The organism is Kitasatospora sp. NPDC056783, from assembly GCF_042789895.1.
Classification (GTDB): domain Bacteria; phylum Actinomycetota; class Actinomycetes; order Streptomycetales; family Streptomycetaceae; genus Kitasatospora.
In genome coordinates this window covers 14,396-28,238 of the sequence record NZ_JBHUAF010000076.1, presented here as the reverse complement: position 1 = coordinate 28,238, position 13,843 = coordinate 14,396, and the positions used below count along the sequence as shown (strand labels likewise).

Genomic DNA, 13,843 nt, shown 5'->3' with positions numbered 1-13,843 from the left:
CTCCTCTTCAGTCGCTCCGGCTACTCCGGCTACTCCGGCAGAGACTCCACCCGGGCCGCGGCCTCCCGGGCGCGGGCCCCGGCCCTGGTCCGGGAGGCGGTGGTCTGCCGGTTGGGGAAGCGGTGCAGGTACTCGGCCTCCAGCTCCCCGGTGCGGAGCGTGTGGCGTTTCAGCGCCTCCTCCGAGCCGTACAGGAAGGTCTCGTGGCGCGTGCGGTGCAGCTGCTCCAGCTCGTGGAGGAGCGTGTCGTTGCCCAGGGCGTGCGCGGAGATGCCCGCGGGCCGGATGTGCGGGTCTTCGGCGTGCCGCATCTCGATGCCTCCTCGGCGGAAGTCCCCTCCTCCAGGGTGCCTGCCGACCGGCGGGGGTGCACCCGTTGGCCGGTGGCGCGCTGGGCGCGGTCCTCGGGTTGCGTGCCACCATGTGGGTGATGACCGGTCTGCTCGTCCTGGCCGGCGCACTGCCGCTGCTCTCGCCGCTGCGCACCCTCCGGGAACCGCCCACCGCCCCGAAACTCCGCAGCTCATAGGATGAATCCGTCCACGACCTTCGGGTCCACCCCTACCGCTCGGACAGATCGCACATGCCGCTTCCCAAGGCCGAACTCCACCTGCACATCGAAGGCACCCTGGAGCCCGAACTCGCCTTCGAACTCGCCGCCCGCAACGGCATCCAACTGCCGTACGCCGACACCGAGGCGCTGCGCGAGGCGTACTCCTTCAGCGACCTCCAGTCCTTCCTGGACCTCTACTACGCGCTGATGGCCGTGCTGCGCACCGAGGACGACTTCGCCGACCTCGCCGACGCCTACCTGGCCCGGGCCGCCGAGCAGGGCGTGCGGCACGCGGAGATCTTCTTCGACCCGCAGGCGCACACCGCGCGCGGAGTGCCGCTGGGCGTGGTGGTCGACGGGCTGACCCGGGCGCTGGAGCGCAGCGAGGAGCGGTACGGCATCAGCACCCGGCTGATCATGTGCTTCCTGCGGGACGAGTCCGCCGAGTCCGCACTGGAGACCTTCGAGGCCGCCCGCCCGTACTTCGACCGGATCGCGGGCATCGGCCTGGACTCCGCCGAGGTCGGCCACCCGCCGGTGAAGTTCCGCGAGGTGTACCGCCGGGCCGCCGAGGCCGGGCTGCACCGGGTCGCCCACGCCGGCGAGGAGGGCCCGGCCTCGTACATCACCGAGGCGCTGGACGTCCTCGGCGTCGAGCGGATCGACCACGGGCTGCGCTGCCTGGAGGACGGCGAGCTGGTCGCCCGCCTGGTGCGCGAGCAGATCCCGCTGACCCTCTGCCCGCTCTCCAACGTCCGACTGCGCTGCATCGACACGATCGCCGACCACCCGCTGGACGAGATGCTGGAGGCCGGCCTGCTGGTCACCGTCAACTCCGACGACCCGGCGTACTTCGGCGGCTACGTGGAGGACAACTTCCGCGCCGTCCGCGAGGCCCTCGCCCTCGACCAGGAGACGCTGCGCCTGCTGGCGGCCAACTCCTTCCGCGCCTCGTTCATCGACGAGCGGCGCCGCGCCGAACTCCTCGCCGAGGTCGAGGCCTACGTCTTCTGACCGGCCCGCCCACGCCCGGTACCGCGGCCCGTCACCCGTCCAGCGGCGACGGGCCGCCGCGCTCGTAGTGGAGCAGGGTGACGCCGTTGGTGAAGCGGTGGGTGTCCATCAGGGTGAGTGGGGAGGGCCGGTCGGCCGGGCGGAAGAAGAGGGTGCCACGGCCGAGGACGACGGGGTGGACGTAGAGGCGGAACTCGTCGACCAGGTCCTGGGCGAGGAAGGACGCGGCCAGGTTCGCGCCGCTGAGGGAGAGGTCGCCGCCGGGGCCGGCGGTGAGGGCGGCGACCGACTCGGGGGTGACCTCGCGGACGACGGTGGTGTTCCAGTCGGCGCGGTCGAGGGTGCGGGAGAAGACCGTCTTCGGCATGGCGCGCCAGATGCCCGCGAACTCGGCCGTCACGCCGTCGGCGGCCGGGTCCTGGTCGGCGGTGGGCCAGTAGGAGGCCATCAGCTCGTGCGTCACCCGACCGGACACGAAACCACCCATACGGGCGAGCACGTGGTTGAAGTGGCCGTGCACCTCGTCGTCGACGAGGTTCCAGCCGAGGTCGTGGTCCGGGCCCTCGAAGCAGCCGTCGACCGAGAGGGACACGAAGAGGACGATCCTGCGGCGCACGGCACCCCACCGGGAGGACGGTCCGCCGCCCTCCCCGACGGAACGGCGGGGCGGCGGACAGGGGGATCAGATCAGGGTGCTCCAGTAGTACCAGAACCGGTTGAGGACCAGCAGCGCGATCACCGCGTACCAGAGCGCCGGGACGACCCAGTGGTAGCGGGCCGCCTCCCGGACGGCCACCCGCAGGCGCGGGCCCACCGGGATCACGCCGGAGCGCAGGTTGTGCAGCGTGGTGTACCAGAACAGCGGGATCACCGCGGCCCACACCACCATGCAGTACGGGCAGAGCGCGCCGATCCGGTACAGCGCCTGGTACATCAGCCAGGTCACGAAGCCGACGCCGAACACCGTTCCGGCCTGGAGGCCGAGCCAGAACCAGCGCCGGTACGCCGCGCCGGAGAGCAGTCCGGCGCCGACCGCGACGACCACCCCGAAGGCGACCAGCCCGATCAGTGAGTTGGGGAAGCCGAAGGCCTCGGCCTGCTCGCTGCGCATGATCGAGCCGCAGCTGATGATCGGGTTGATGTTGCAGCTGGGGACGTACGACGGGTCCTTCAGCAGCTTGATCTTGTCCAGGGTGAGGACGGCCGAGGCGAACAGGCCGACCGCGCCGCCGATCAGCAGCAGCCAGGCGAACGGGCGGCTCGCGCCGTAGGAGGGCCGGACGGCGGGGGCGCCGGCCGTCATCCGGTCACCTGCTTGACCATCGCGGTGAACTGCTCGGGGGAGACGGCCTTGCCGTTGGTGAGGACGTCCAGCTTCTTGCCGTCCAGCTTCACGGTCGGGGTGCCGGTGACGTCGCTCTTGTTGAACTCCGTGTTGACCTTGGCCGCCCACGGCGCGTAGGTGCCGTCCTGCACGGCCTTGACGAAGGCGTCGGTTTTCAGGCCCGGCACCTGGCCGGCCAGGTCCAGGATGTGGTTGACGTCGCCGAAGGAGTCGCTGCGCTCGTCCGGCTGGTTGGCGTACAGCACGTCGTGGAACTGCTTGAACTTGTCCACGCCCTCGTTCAGCGCGGCGCCGGCGGCGGCCAGCGCGGTGCGCGAGCCCTTGCCGCCGAGGTTGTTGTCCAGGAACGTCGCCAGGTGGTACTCGATCTTGTACGTGCCGTCGTCGGCGAGCTGCTGCAAGGCCTTGCCGGTGGTGGTCTCCAGCTGCTCGCAGAACGGGCAGCGGAAGTCCTCGTAGACCTCCAGCGTGTGCGGGGCGTCCGCCTTGCCGTAGGTGATCACGGTGCCGTCGGTGCCGCTCGCGTTGGCCGGGACGACCAGCGGGCCGTTCGCGGCGGTCGAACCGGACCCGGAGGAGCCGCCGACGGCGAAGGCCACGCCCGCCGCCAGGGCGAGCACGGCGGCGGAGGCGCCGCCGACCACCACCCGGCGGCGGATCCGGTCGGAGCGCTCGGCCTGGGCGCGGGCGGTGCGCATGCGCTCGGTAGCGGAGGTCTTCTGGTCGGTCTTGCGGGTGTTGCTCATGGGTTTCGTCGTCCTGTGCTCTCGGGCGTACGGGAAGGCGCGCGGCGCGTCGGGGCCGCGCGAGGGGAGAGACAGCCGGCTGAGCGAGCGGGAGCGCCGAAGGCTCGGCGCTACGGCTCAGGCGGCCAGGGCGAACACCGGCGGACCGCGCCGGACGGCCGGACGGACGACGACGTCCTCGGCGGGGACCAGCGCGCGGCTGGCCCGGGGGAACGGCACCCGCGCCACCGGGCGGGCCGGCAGCGGCGCGACCAGCAGCCGCAGCCGGCGGGCGGCGGCCGGCAGGTGGTGGTGCAGGAACTCGCCCAGCATCCGGACGGCACCGGCCAGGCAGCACAGCGCGGCGTCCGCGCGGCGCAGCCAGTAGGCGCCGGCCAGCGCGATCACCGTGTGCAGCAGCAGGAGCAGCAGCACGCCGGTCCGCGCGGAGACGCCGTGGCCGAGCAGGAAGCCGCCGAGCGAACCGCCACCGCACAGCAGCGGCTGGAGGCCGTGCCCGGCGCCGGGCGGCAGGGAGGGGCAGGAGCTCTGCGCGAGGTCGAACAGCGCGCCGGCGGCCAGCTCCAGCGGCAGGAACACCGCCGCGATCGCCGGGTAGCCGCGCTCGCGGCCGGCCAGCGCGTAGGCCACCCCGAAGACGGCGACCGAGGCCGACAGCATCGGGCCGACCGGCAGCGCACGGCCGGTGACCAGCACCTGCCCGAGCCCGGCGAGCAGCACGACCAGCGCGGCGAAGACCGCCGCGCGGAGCGTCCTGGTGACCGGGCCGATGTCCATGGCTTCCGAGTCTGCCACAGGTTGAAAGTGGAACGGCCGGCCCGGCGGCGCGTTGTGAACAGCCTCACGACCCGTGCTGAGCTGGGCTTATGCGGTGCTTACGGGCGGGTGTCGGGGGCTGAGGAGTGGTCGGCCGGGCTCCCCGGGTGGGCCTCGGGGGCCGTGGCGCGGGTGTCGGGGGCCGTGGCGCGGGTGTCGGTGGCGCGGGTGCCGGTGGCGTTCACCCGGGCTTCGACCAGCTCCCGGAAGTGGTCCAGGTCCTCGCGCACCGCCCGCTCGATCGCCCCCGCCTGGGCGAAGCCGTGCGGCCCGCCGAACTCCCGGTGTACCGCCTCCGGGTCGTACTCCACCCGGATCTGGAGCCGGGTGTGCCGGGCGTCGAGCGGCCGCAGCGCGAAGGCACCGCGCAGCCGGAGGGCGTCGAGCGTCCGCCAGGCCATCACCCGGCCCCGGCCGCGGTCGGTGATCTCGGTGTCCACGGAGCGCTCCGCGCCGCCGATCGTCACCCCGAGGTGGGCGAGGTTCCGGCCGTGCGGATGGGCGCTGCGGACGCCGTCGACGAACCGCGGGTACTCGTGCACGCGGTGCAGCTGCTCCCAGGCGGCGAGGACGGGGACGGCGATGTCGATCTGTTCCTCAAGGGTGCTCATGGCGGCGCGGCACCTCCCTCGTTTCCAGCCTGCGCCTCGGGGTGGGGGCGGGCAAAGGGGACGGGTGGGCGGCGGGCGAGGGGGACGGTGAGCGCGCGCGGTGGGCGGCGTGCTGCGGGAGACTGGCCGCATGCCGGAGCTGCCCGAGGTCGAGGCGCTGAGCGCGTTCCTGTCCGAGCGGCTGACCGGGCGCGTGATCGCCCGCGTGCAGCCGGTGGCGATCAGCGCGCTGAAGACGTACGACCCGCCGGTGACGGCACTGGAGGGACGGACGGTCGGTCCGGTGACCAGACGCGGCAAGTTCCTGGACATCGAGGCCGAGGGGCTGCACCTGGTGGTCCACCTGGCCCGGGCCGGCTGGCTGCGCTGGAAGGACGGCCTGCCCGACCGGCCGCCGCGGCCGAGCCCGCGGAACCCGCTGGCGCTGCGGGTGCGGCTGGAGGGCGGGGCGGCGGACGGCTTCGACCTCACCGAGGCCGGATCGAAGAAGGGGCTCGCCGTCTACGTGGTGCGGGACCCGGACGAGGTGCCGGGGGTGGCCCGGCTCGGCCCGGACCCGCTGGACCCGGCCTTCGCCCTGGCGGACCTCGCCGCCCTGCTGCGCGACGAGCGGCGCCGGATCAAGGGCGTGCTGCGGGACCAGAGCGTGCTGGCCGGGGTCGGCAACGCCTACTCGGACGAGGTGCTGCACGCGGCCCGGATGTCGCCGTACAAGGTGGCCGCGAGCCTGACCGAGGACGAGGTGGCCCGGCTGTACGAGGCGCTCGGCGGCACGCTGCGCGAGGCGGTGGAGCGCTCGCACGGGCTGGCGGCGGGGGAGCTGAAGGCGGAGAAGAGGCTCGGGCTGCGGGTGCACGGCCGGACGGGCGAGCCCTGCCCGGTGTGCGGGGACACCGTCCGGGAGGTGTCCTTCGCGGACTCCTCGCTCCAGTACTGCCCGACCTGCCAGACCGGGGGCAAGCCACTGGCGGACCGACGGCTGTCGCGGTTGCTGAAGTGAGGCGTGGGGGTGGGACGGCCGGAGACCGGCCCACCCCCCGCCCGACGGCGTCAGCGCTTGATCGCGACGCCGCCCCAGTAGTACGCGGCCTTCGGGTCGGCCGGCGGCTCGCCGTCCGGGCGCCAGGCCAGCACCGGGGCGACGCCCGGCTCGATCAGGTCCCAGCCGTCGAAGAAGCGGACCACGTCGTCGTAGCCGCGCGGCACCAGGGTCATCCCGCCGGCCCGGGCGGCGGCGGCGACCTGGCCGACGGCTTCCGGGTCGAAGTCCGGGGTGGGGGTGGTCAGCGCGATGCAGCTGCCGGCCGGCAGGGCGTCGCGCAGCGCGGCGACCCGGCCCCAGGGGTCGTCCTCGTCGGCGATCAGCATCAGCACGGCGATCATCAGCAGGCCGACCGGCTGGGTGAGGTCGAGGGTGGCGGTGAGCGCCGGGTCGGCGAACAGCTCCTCGGGCTCGCGCAGGTCGGCGTGGATGTAGGTGGTGCGGCTGGCCGGGCTGGAGACCATCAGCGCGCGGGCGTGGGCGAGCACGATCGGGTCGTTGTCGACGTAGACCACCCGGGTCCCGGGGCTGACGGCCTCGGCGATCTCGTGGGTGTTCGGCGAGGTCGGGATGCCGGTGCCGAGGTCGAGGAACTGGCGGATGCCGTGCTCCTGGGCCAGGTAGCGGACGGCCCGGCCCTGGAAGGCCCGGTTGGCCTTGGCCATCTCCTTGACGCTCGGCACGGCCTGCTCGATGGCCTGTCCCATGGCGCGGTCGGGCGGGAAGTTGGTCTTCCCTCCCAGCCAGTAGTCGTACACGCGCGCAGAGTGCGGGGCGGTGGTGTCGACACCGAAGCGTTCCCACTGGCTGAGCTCGGCGGCGTCGTCCTGCGGGCCCGGGCGGGGGGAGTCCTGACTTGTCGTCATGGCCACGTCCTCTGACTCTGATGGCAGATCATCACACTGGGGAAGGCACAGCGTAGCGGCCCGGACGGGAGGCGGGGCGTCCGGTCGGGGAAGATCAGTGGAAGAACCCGGGGCGTGGGGTGTGCGGGCGGTGTCCTTGGGCCGTCGGAGTGGTGATCGGGTCCGTCGGAGTTGCCCCCGGGGAGGGGCGATGACGCCTGGGGGAAGCATCCAGAATGCTGTCAGATCGTCAGATTACTTCGCGAAGATTGCTGCTGGTCGCGGCCGGAATGTCCCTTCTGGGAGTGGCCGCCGGATGCCGGAGTCCCTGGAGCGGCGGGGAGGGTGACGGATCGGGCGCGACCGACGCCGTCGCGCCGTCCGCTCCGGCCGGGCCCGAGGGGGCGCCGGGCGCCCCCGACGCCGCCTCGGCCGCGCCCCCGGCGAGTGCTCCGACGGGCACGCCGTTCACGGTGCCCTCGCCGGTGCCGCCGTCCGCGGCCCCCTCTGCCGCGTCGGGCACGGTGCCGGTGCGCCGGGTGCTCACCGAGGCGGAGGCCAAGCCGGTGTACGACCTGGACCCGGCGCGGCGGGTCGTGGCGCTCACCATCGACGACGGCCCGGACCCCCGGCACACGCCGACCGTGCTGGCGATGTTCGAGCAGTACGGGATCAGGGCGACGTTCTTCCTGATCGGCGAGAACGCGGTCGAGCACCCCGCCCTGGTGCGGGAGATCGCGGACCGCGGCCACCACATCGCCAACCACACCTGGACCCACCCGGAGCTGCGGCACCTGTCCGAAGCCAAGGTGCGGGACGAACTGGAGCGCACCTCCGACCTGTTGCAGCGGACCACCGGCCGGCAGCCCACCTGGTTCCGGGCGCCGGGCGGGGACTGGTCCACGGCCTCGCTCAGGATCGCCGCCGACCTCGGGATGCGGAACATGGCGTGGTCGGTGGATCCGCGGGACTGGGCCAGGCCGGGGACCTCGGCGATCATCGACCGCGTCCTCAAGAACGTCCGGCCCGGGTCGATCGTGCTCAACCACGACGGCGGCGGGGACCGGTCACAGACGGTGGCGGCGCTGAAGGCCTACCTGCCGGTGCTGATCGACTCGGGGTACTCCTTCACGGCGCCTCCGAACTGAGTGGGATTTCCGGCAACTTTCGAATGAAGGCGGGTAGCGGCTTCAACCTCTAAACCACTCGAATAGGTGGATTAGAAGAACCGTTTCTGCGAATTTTGGGCCTCTAGGGTGATCTCGCATCAACCAACCGGGTACCGCTGAGTACCACCTGAAAGGCCCTCGCCCATGCGTCTCCGCAACGCCGTGCTCGCCGCCGCCAGCGCCATCGCCCTCGTCCTCGCCGTTCCGTTCTCGGCCCACGCCGCAGAGGGCGAGTTCCGCTCCAAGTACGGCTTCGGCTCCACGAGCGGGCTCTTCAACCCGCCGAGCGGCCGGTGCATCGACATTCCGGAGGCCACGGCGGAGCAGCCGGCCTTCGCGCCGGAGAACATCACCCGGTCCACGGCCACGGTCTACAAGGACTTCGACTGCAACGGCGAGTCCTACGTCCTGGACCCCGGAAAGAAGGCGAGCGACCGGCTGAAGCTGCGCTCGGTCGTCTTCTCCTGAACGCCGGGGAGCTCGGGGTGGACCGGGCCGGACGGTCGGCGTAGGTTCGAACTGTCCGGCCCGGTCGCCGGTGCCCCGCCGTGCCCGCACGCCCCGCCGTGGTCGTGCGGCCCGCAGCGCCCGTGGTCGGGCGCCGCAGCCCTGGGCAGAGCGAAGGAGGGCCTGGGATGACCGGCAACGGCTACGCGCACCCCGAGGCGTTGGTCCGCACCGAGTGGCTGGCCCACCACCTGGACGACGGGACGATCCGGGTCGTCGAGGTGGACGAGGACACCGAGGCCTACGACCGGGGCCACATCCCCGGCGCGGTCGGCTGGAACTGGACCACCGATCTGCACAGCCAGGTCGGCCGGGACTACATCGACCGTGACGGCGTCCGGCACCTGCTCCGGGCGGCCGGGGTCGAGGACGACACCACCGTGGTGCTCTACGGCGGCAACAACAACTGGTTCGCCGCCTACGCCTACTGGCTGTTGCGGCTGCGCGGCTTCGGGCCGGTGCGGCTGCTGGACGGCGGGCGCAAGAAGTGGGAGCTGGAGGGGCGGGAGCTCACCCGCGAGGTGATGGACTACCAGCACACCGACTACCGGCTGAGCGGGCCCGAACGGCCGGAGCTGCGGGCGATGCGGGACGAGGTCCTGGCCAAGGCCGAGGTGTTCGCCAAGCCCGGGGCGGACGCGGTGCTGGTGGACGTCCGCTCGCCGGCCGAGTTCCGGGGCGAGCTGATCGCGCCCCCGCACCTGCCGCAGGAGCAGGCGCAGGTGCCCGGGCACATCCCCGGCGCGATCAACGTCCCCTGGTCGCGGGCGGCCAACGAGGACGGGTCGTTCCGGTCGGCCGAGGAGCTGAGGGAGCTGTACGGGGGGAAGGGCGTGGAGCCGGAGCGTGAGGTGATCGCGTACTGCCGGATCGGCGAGCGGTCCGCGCACACCTGGTTCGCGCTCACCGAGCTGCTCGGGTACCCCCACGTGAAGAACTACGACGGCTCGTGGACGGAGTACGGCTCGCTGGTGCGGGCACCGGTGGTGCTCGGGGCGTGAGTGGCGCCCGGGGACGCGGCTGCGGCGGGACGAGTGCGACGGTGTGATGTCGGCGCGTTTCTTTTCATGAACATCTCACAATCGGGGAGTGGAGCGAGGGCTTCCGGGACAAGGATCGATTCAACCCAATCGTTCCGGTGATCCCTGGAGGACCACGTGCGAAAGAGGCTGATCGTCTCTGCTGCCAGCGCCCTGAGCCTGTTCCTGGCCGTCCCCGCCTCGGCCACCGGCTTCGAACCCGGCGCCGACGGCGTCGGCGACCCGTACATGCCGACCTTCGGCAACGGCGGGTACCAGGTCTCGCACTACGACATCCGGCTGAAGTACCAGCCCGCCACCGACGAGCTCGAAGGCACCACCACCATCCTGGCCACCGCCACCCAGGACCTCTCGCGGTTCAACCTCGACTTCACGCTGAAGGTCTCGGAGGTCCTGGTCAACGGTCGGCCGGCCACCTTCGCCACCAGCGGCGACCAGGAGCTGGAGATCACCCCCGCCCGGCCGCTCGCCAAGGGCAGCCAGGCCACCGTGGTGGTCCGGTACAAGGACGTGCCGTCCACCGTGACGAGGTACGGCTACAGCGCCTGGCACCGCACCCCGGACGGTGCGGTGGCGTCCGGCGAGCCCGTGTCGGCCGGTTGGTGGTTCCCGAGCAACGACCACCCGAGCAACAAGGCCACCTACGACGTCTCGGTGTCGGTGCCGAACGGCAACCAGGTGATCAGCAACGGCGTGCTGACCGGCACCAGCTCGCAGGCCGGCTGGACCCGGTACAGCTGGCGCGAGAACAAGCCGCAGGCGACCTACCTGGCGACCCTCGCGATCGGCAAGTTCGACATCACCCAGGACACCACGGCGAGCGGGATACCGGTCTACAACGCCTACAGCAAGGACCTCGGCGAGAACGCCGCCGCGGCGCGGGCGAGCGTCGAGCGCACCGGTGAGCTGGTGGACTGGCTGAGCGGCTACTTCGGCGAGTACCCCTTCAGCTCCGCCGGCGGCTACGTCCCCAACCTCCAGAGCAGCGGCGCGCTGGAGACCCAGACCCGGGTCATCTACGGCCCCGGGAACTTCGACCGGGGCTCCAACACCTCGGTGGTCGCCCACGAGCTGGCCCACCAGTGGTACGGGGACAGCGTCTCGGTCTCGCGCTGGAGCGACATCTGGCTGAACGAGGGCTTCGCCACGTACGCGCAGTTCCTCTGGTCCGAGCACGAGAACGAGGGCACCGTGCAGGAGCTGGTCGACTACATCTACGCCGCCCGCCCGGCCGGTGACCCGTTCTGGAGCATCAAGCCGGGCGACCCGGGCGAGGACTACGTGTTCTCCAGCCCGGTGTACTACCGGGGTGCGATGGCCATCCAGGCGCTGCGCCACGCCGTCGGGGACGAGAAGTTCTTCCGGATCCTGAAGGGCTGGCCCACCGAGCGGCGCTACGGCAACGCCACCGTCGCGGAGTTCCAGGCGTACGCCGAGAAGGTGTCCGGGCAGAAGCTCGGGGACCTGTTCACCACCTGGCTGTTCACCGCCGGCAAGCCGGCCGTCGGGCCGGTGGCGCAGGGCGCCTCGGCTCCGGCCGCGCTGGCTCCCGGCGCGGACCGGACACAGGGACAGCTGCCCGTGGAGCCGAAGTCCTGGAAGAAGATCCAGGAGGCCAACTCGGAGCACGGAACGCGTAACTGACGGCGCGGCCCGTCCGGCCGACGGCTCCCGCGTGTGCGGCGGGAACCGTCGGCCCGGGGCTACGCCGCTCCCGGGCCGTCCGCCGCCAGCAGTTCGGTGAGGCGGCGGACAGCGAAGGGTATGAGGTCGCGGACCGGGACCAGCCGGCACGGCGCGTCGCCGACCAGGACCTCGCGGACGCCCGCCCACTCCTCGAACTCCCGGCCCACGAGCGGGAAGTGGGTGTCGTTGTCGTCCGCCACGTCCGGCGCCTCGATCCAGACCCGCTCGCCCTGGATCGCCATCGGGAAGCGGCGGAGCTTGAGCCGGCGGTTGGGGGCGAAGGTCTCGGCGTAGTGCAGGAAGGTGTTGCGGTTGTGTCCGACACCGACCAGCAGCACGTACCCGCCGAGGTCGTGCAGCGCGCCGAACGGCGACTCCCGGCCGACGGCGAAGCCGAGCGAACGGCGGGCGGTGACCTCCCGGGCGTGCGCGCCGACCGCGGCGACCGAGACCTGGGGGTGGGAGCTGCGGTGGCTCTCCGGCAGGGCCCGCAACGCCTCCGCCACCGCGCCCATGGCGGAGGGGAGTCCGGGGTGGAACAGCGGGACGGCGGCCCGGCGCTCGGCGACCTCGGCGCCGGGCGGGCCGCTGTGCCCGGGGGCCGGGTCGCGGACCGTGTCGGAGGTGAAGGCGGGCACGGCGACGGTGCCGCCCGGGCCGACCGCCTCGCGCAGGCTGGCCACCACCGCCGCCGCGCCGCCCTCGACCCGGCCGAGACTGGAGAGCGAGGAGTGCACGATCAGCGCCATGCCGTCGCGGACGCCCACCCGGCGCCAGCCCTCCACGAGGTCGGCGGTGGTGAGAGGGGCGGTGCCCGGTGTCGTCATGGTGCCTCCTGGTGACGGCGGTGCGGTTGGTGCGGGATCGTTCGGGGCCGACCATAGCGCGTGGCACTGACAGTCGGTCAGGGCGGGGGTACCCTCCGTCAGCTCGGGGACCGGGCCGGGCGACCGACGGGTGTCCGGACGCCTTCCGGGGCGGTCAGGCCGGTGCCCGTTCCGTCTCGGCCTCGGTGAGGATCAGCTCCTCGACGCCGTAGAGGAACCGTTCCATCGCGGCGCGCGGGAGCACGGCCGGGTCGGCCGTCATGGCCAGGCTCAGCGCCTCGGGGGACTGGAGCGCGTCCAGGGCGTAGGTCAGGCCGGGGCGCGGTTCGAACTCCGCCGGCCAGGTGAGGGTGGTCCGGTCGCTGCCCGGGTCGGCCGCGGCCGGGAGCAGCTCCCGGGTGTCGTTGAACACGCAGGAACGGTCGGCGAGCCGGACGCCCTCGGCGGTCAGCCGGGCGACTTCCGCGGCCAGCGCCGACTTGTCGTAGTACGCGTGGCGGTAGGTGCCGATCGCGGCGGCGTGGGTGCGGCGCACGACGTCGCCGAACTCGGCGGTGGCGTCCGGGAGGTGGAACAGTCCGTCGCCCGCGACCACGCTCACCGCGTCGGCCAGCTCGGGCAGGAAGCGGTTGTTGACCACGACGTTCAGCACGGCCTCGGCCGAGCCGGAGAGCCGGGCGGTCATCGCGGCCGTCGCGGCGAGCAGGACCGAGCCGGTGCTGACCCGGTGGGTGGCCGCCACCCGTTCCAGGGCGCGGGGCAGGGCGGGGGAGCGGAGCACCGCGTTCGGGAAAGGGGCGGGCGGCTCGGAGCCGGACTGCCCGGCGACGGCCTGATCGGTGGCCGGCGGGAAGAGCCGGGACGGGCCCAGCCGGAGCTTGCGCACGACCTGCTTGCGGGCCCCGGCGTCGCGTCGCAGGCCCCGCTCGGAGGTCTGGAACTCGGCCTCCTGGAGCGGCTGTCGGGCGGTGGTGCGCAGGTCGGCCGGCCGCTCGGGGGAGCCGCCGAGGCAGAGCGCGGACAGGTCGGCGACCAGGCGGCTCATCCCGGAGCCGTCCACCGCGGTGTGCGAGAGCACCAGGCTGATGTGCCGGACCAGCCCGTCGGCCGCGGTCACGGCGCCGATCCGGACGGGCCACTGGCCGGCGGTGTCGAAGGCCTGGGCCGCCAGTTCCCCGTGCAGCCGGGTGCCGAGCTCGGCCGGGTCCTCGCCCGCCGGGGCGGACAGCAGGTGGACGCCCAGGGAGCCTTCGGAGTCGAGGACCTGGCGCAGGGAGCCGTCCTCGTCCGGGAGCAGCCGGGTGTGCAGCGAGTCGTGCAGGTGGAGCAGCCGCTCCAGGGCGGCGAGCAGGACGGGCAGCGGCAGTCCGGGGTCCAGCGGCGCCGCGGTGGTGATGTTGTAGCGCGGCGCGTCGGCCGGCGGCAGCTGTCGCACGGCGTCCCAGACGGCCCGTTGGCCCCAGGTGGCCGGTCCGGACCCGGACCGGCCGGACGAGAAGGCGATCTCCAGCAGTTGGCGAGTGGTCACCGTGTGGCTCTCCGTTGTGCGGTGGGCGTGGCGTCGTGCCGGTGCGTTGGGAGCGCGGGTGCGTTGGGAGCGCGGGTGCTGCTGGGGAGAGTGTGGCGCACCGCCCGCCGTGCG

The 13,843-nt window shown here is 72.9% G+C and carries 15 protein-coding genes; 6 read left to right on the top strand and 9 right to left on the bottom strand.

Going from position 1 to position 13,843, the window contains the following annotated elements; all coding sequences use genetic code 11:
* Positions 1 to 29 precede the first annotated feature (29 nt).
* The gene (locus ACFRMQ_RS14365; protein WP_380730644.1) at positions 30 to 311 is read right to left on the bottom strand and encodes a DUF6158 family protein; all 282 of its coding nucleotides are present in this window, start codon (positions 309 to 311) and stop codon (positions 30 to 32) included.
* A gap of 272 nt (positions 312 to 583) precedes the next feature.
* Here ACFRMQ_RS14365 and ACFRMQ_RS14360 point away from each other — a divergent pair, with 272 nt between their 5' ends.
* Positions 584 to 1,567, top strand: a complete 984-nt coding sequence (locus ACFRMQ_RS14360) for an adenosine deaminase (RefSeq protein ID WP_380730642.1) — start codon at positions 584 to 586, stop codon at positions 1,565 to 1,567.
* Positions 1,568 to 1,598: 31 nt separating this feature from the next.
* Here ACFRMQ_RS14360 and ACFRMQ_RS14355 read toward each other — a convergent pair whose 3' ends face one another.
* From ACFRMQ_RS14355 to ACFRMQ_RS14335, 5 genes are all read right to left on the bottom strand, one after another.
* A complete protein-coding gene (locus tag ACFRMQ_RS14355) occupies positions 1,599 to 2,159 on the bottom strand; it encodes a dihydrofolate reductase family protein (protein WP_380730640.1) in 561 nt (186 codons plus the stop codon).
* A gap of 90 nt (positions 2,160 to 2,249) precedes the next feature.
* Positions 2,250 to 2,870, bottom strand: coding sequence for a vitamin K epoxide reductase family protein (locus tag ACFRMQ_RS14350; RefSeq protein WP_380730638.1), 621 nt, complete (start codon positions 2,868 to 2,870; stop codon positions 2,250 to 2,252).
* A complete protein-coding gene (locus ACFRMQ_RS14345; RefSeq protein WP_380730636.1) occupies positions 2,867 to 3,658 on the bottom strand; it encodes a DsbA family protein in 792 nt (263 codons plus the stop codon). The genes ACFRMQ_RS14350 and ACFRMQ_RS14345 overlap by 4 nt, the downstream gene beginning before the upstream one ends.
* A 117-nt stretch (positions 3,659 to 3,775) precedes the next feature.
* Positions 3,776 to 4,435 (bottom strand): hypothetical protein, encoded by a 660-nt coding sequence (locus ACFRMQ_RS14340; protein ID WP_380730634.1) that lies wholly within the window; start codon positions 4,433 to 4,435, stop codon positions 3,776 to 3,778.
* A gap of 98 nt (positions 4,436 to 4,533) precedes the next feature.
* Complete coding sequence (locus ACFRMQ_RS14335) at positions 4,534 to 5,085, bottom strand: SRPBCC family protein (RefSeq protein ID WP_380730632.1); 552 nt, start codon at positions 5,083 to 5,085, stop codon at positions 4,534 to 4,536.
* Between the two features lie 130 nt (positions 5,086 to 5,215).
* Between ACFRMQ_RS14335 and ACFRMQ_RS14330 the strand changes: the two genes are divergently transcribed.
* The gene (locus ACFRMQ_RS14330) at positions 5,216 to 6,085 is read left to right on the top strand and encodes an Fpg/Nei family DNA glycosylase (RefSeq protein ID WP_380730630.1); all 870 of its coding nucleotides are present in this window, start codon (positions 5,216 to 5,218) and stop codon (positions 6,083 to 6,085) included.
* Positions 6,086 to 6,135: 50 nt separating this feature from the next.
* Here the strand turns inward: ACFRMQ_RS14330 and ACFRMQ_RS14325 are convergent, their stop codons facing one another.
* Complete coding sequence (locus tag ACFRMQ_RS14325) at positions 6,136 to 6,993, bottom strand: SAM-dependent methyltransferase (protein WP_380730628.1); 858 nt, start codon at positions 6,991 to 6,993, stop codon at positions 6,136 to 6,138.
* Between the two features lie 269 nt (positions 6,994 to 7,262).
* On the opposite strand from ACFRMQ_RS14325, the gene ACFRMQ_RS14320 reads away from it, so the two are divergent.
* The 4 genes from ACFRMQ_RS14320 (at position 7,263) to ACFRMQ_RS14305 (ending at position 11,332) form a co-directional block, all read left to right on the top strand.
* Complete coding sequence (locus ACFRMQ_RS14320; RefSeq protein ID WP_380730626.1) at positions 7,263 to 8,120, top strand: polysaccharide deacetylase family protein; 858 nt, start codon at positions 7,263 to 7,265, stop codon at positions 8,118 to 8,120.
* A 165-nt stretch (positions 8,121 to 8,285) separates the two neighbouring features.
* Positions 8,286 to 8,609: a hypothetical protein gene (locus tag ACFRMQ_RS14315; RefSeq protein ID WP_380730624.1), complete on the top strand. Its 324-nt coding sequence runs from the start codon at positions 8,286 to 8,288 to the stop codon at positions 8,607 to 8,609.
* A 167-nt stretch (positions 8,610 to 8,776) separates the two neighbouring features.
* On the top strand, positions 8,777 to 9,649 hold the full coding sequence (locus ACFRMQ_RS14310) for a sulfurtransferase (protein ID WP_380730622.1): 873 nt from the start codon (positions 8,777 to 8,779) through the stop codon (positions 9,647 to 9,649).
* Between the two features lie 156 nt (positions 9,650 to 9,805).
* A complete protein-coding gene (locus tag ACFRMQ_RS14305) occupies positions 9,806 to 11,332 on the top strand; it encodes a M1 family metallopeptidase (RefSeq protein ID WP_380730620.1) in 1,527 nt (508 codons plus the stop codon).
* Positions 11,333 to 11,391: 59 nt separating this feature from the next.
* On the opposite strand, the gene ACFRMQ_RS14300 is transcribed toward ACFRMQ_RS14305, so the two are convergent.
* Together ACFRMQ_RS14300 and ACFRMQ_RS14295 are read right to left on the bottom strand one after the other, a co-directional pair.
* Positions 11,392 to 12,201, bottom strand: a complete 810-nt coding sequence (locus ACFRMQ_RS14300; RefSeq protein ID WP_380730618.1) for an aminoglycoside N(3)-acetyltransferase — start codon at positions 12,199 to 12,201, stop codon at positions 11,392 to 11,394.
* Between the two features lie 154 nt (positions 12,202 to 12,355).
* Positions 12,356 to 13,729, bottom strand: coding sequence for a condensation domain-containing protein (locus ACFRMQ_RS14295; RefSeq protein WP_380730616.1), 1,374 nt, complete (start codon positions 13,727 to 13,729; stop codon positions 12,356 to 12,358).
* Positions 13,730 to 13,843: the final 114 nt, after the last annotated feature.

Coding starts and splice junctions, on each gene's coding strand:
- ACFRMQ_RS14325 (WP_380730628.1), bottom strand. CDS start 6,993: ATGACGACAAGTCAGGACTCCCCCCGCCCGGGCCCGCAGGACGACGCC.
- ACFRMQ_RS14330 (WP_380730630.1), top strand. CDS start 5,216: ATGCCGGAGCTGCCCGAGGTCGAGGCGCTGAGCGCGTTCCTGTCCGAG.
- ACFRMQ_RS14340 (WP_380730634.1), bottom strand. CDS start 4,435: ATGGACATCGGCCCGGTCACCAGGACGCTCCGCGCGGCGGTCTTCGCC.
- ACFRMQ_RS14365 (WP_380730644.1), bottom strand. CDS start 311: ATGCGGCACGCCGAAGACCCGCACATCCGGCCCGCGGGCATCTCCGCG.
- ACFRMQ_RS14350 (WP_380730638.1), bottom strand. CDS start 2,870: ATGACGGCCGGCGCCCCCGCCGTCCGGCCCTCCTACGGCGCGAGCCGC.
- ACFRMQ_RS14320 (WP_380730626.1), top strand. CDS start 7,263: ATGTCCCTTCTGGGAGTGGCCGCCGGATGCCGGAGTCCCTGGAGCGGC.
- ACFRMQ_RS14345 (WP_380730636.1), bottom strand. CDS start 3,658: ATGAGCAACACCCGCAAGACCGACCAGAAGACCTCCGCTACCGAGCGC.
- ACFRMQ_RS14360 (WP_380730642.1), top strand. CDS start 584: ATGCCGCTTCCCAAGGCCGAACTCCACCTGCACATCGAAGGCACCCTG.
- ACFRMQ_RS14300 (WP_380730618.1), bottom strand. CDS start 12,201: ATGACGACACCGGGCACCGCCCCTCTCACCACCGCCGACCTCGTGGAG.
- ACFRMQ_RS14335 (WP_380730632.1), bottom strand. CDS start 5,085: ATGAGCACCCTTGAGGAACAGATCGACATCGCCGTCCCCGTCCTCGCC.
- ACFRMQ_RS14310 (WP_380730622.1), top strand. CDS start 8,777: ATGACCGGCAACGGCTACGCGCACCCCGAGGCGTTGGTCCGCACCGAG.
- ACFRMQ_RS14315 (WP_380730624.1), top strand. CDS start 8,286: ATGCGTCTCCGCAACGCCGTGCTCGCCGCCGCCAGCGCCATCGCCCTC.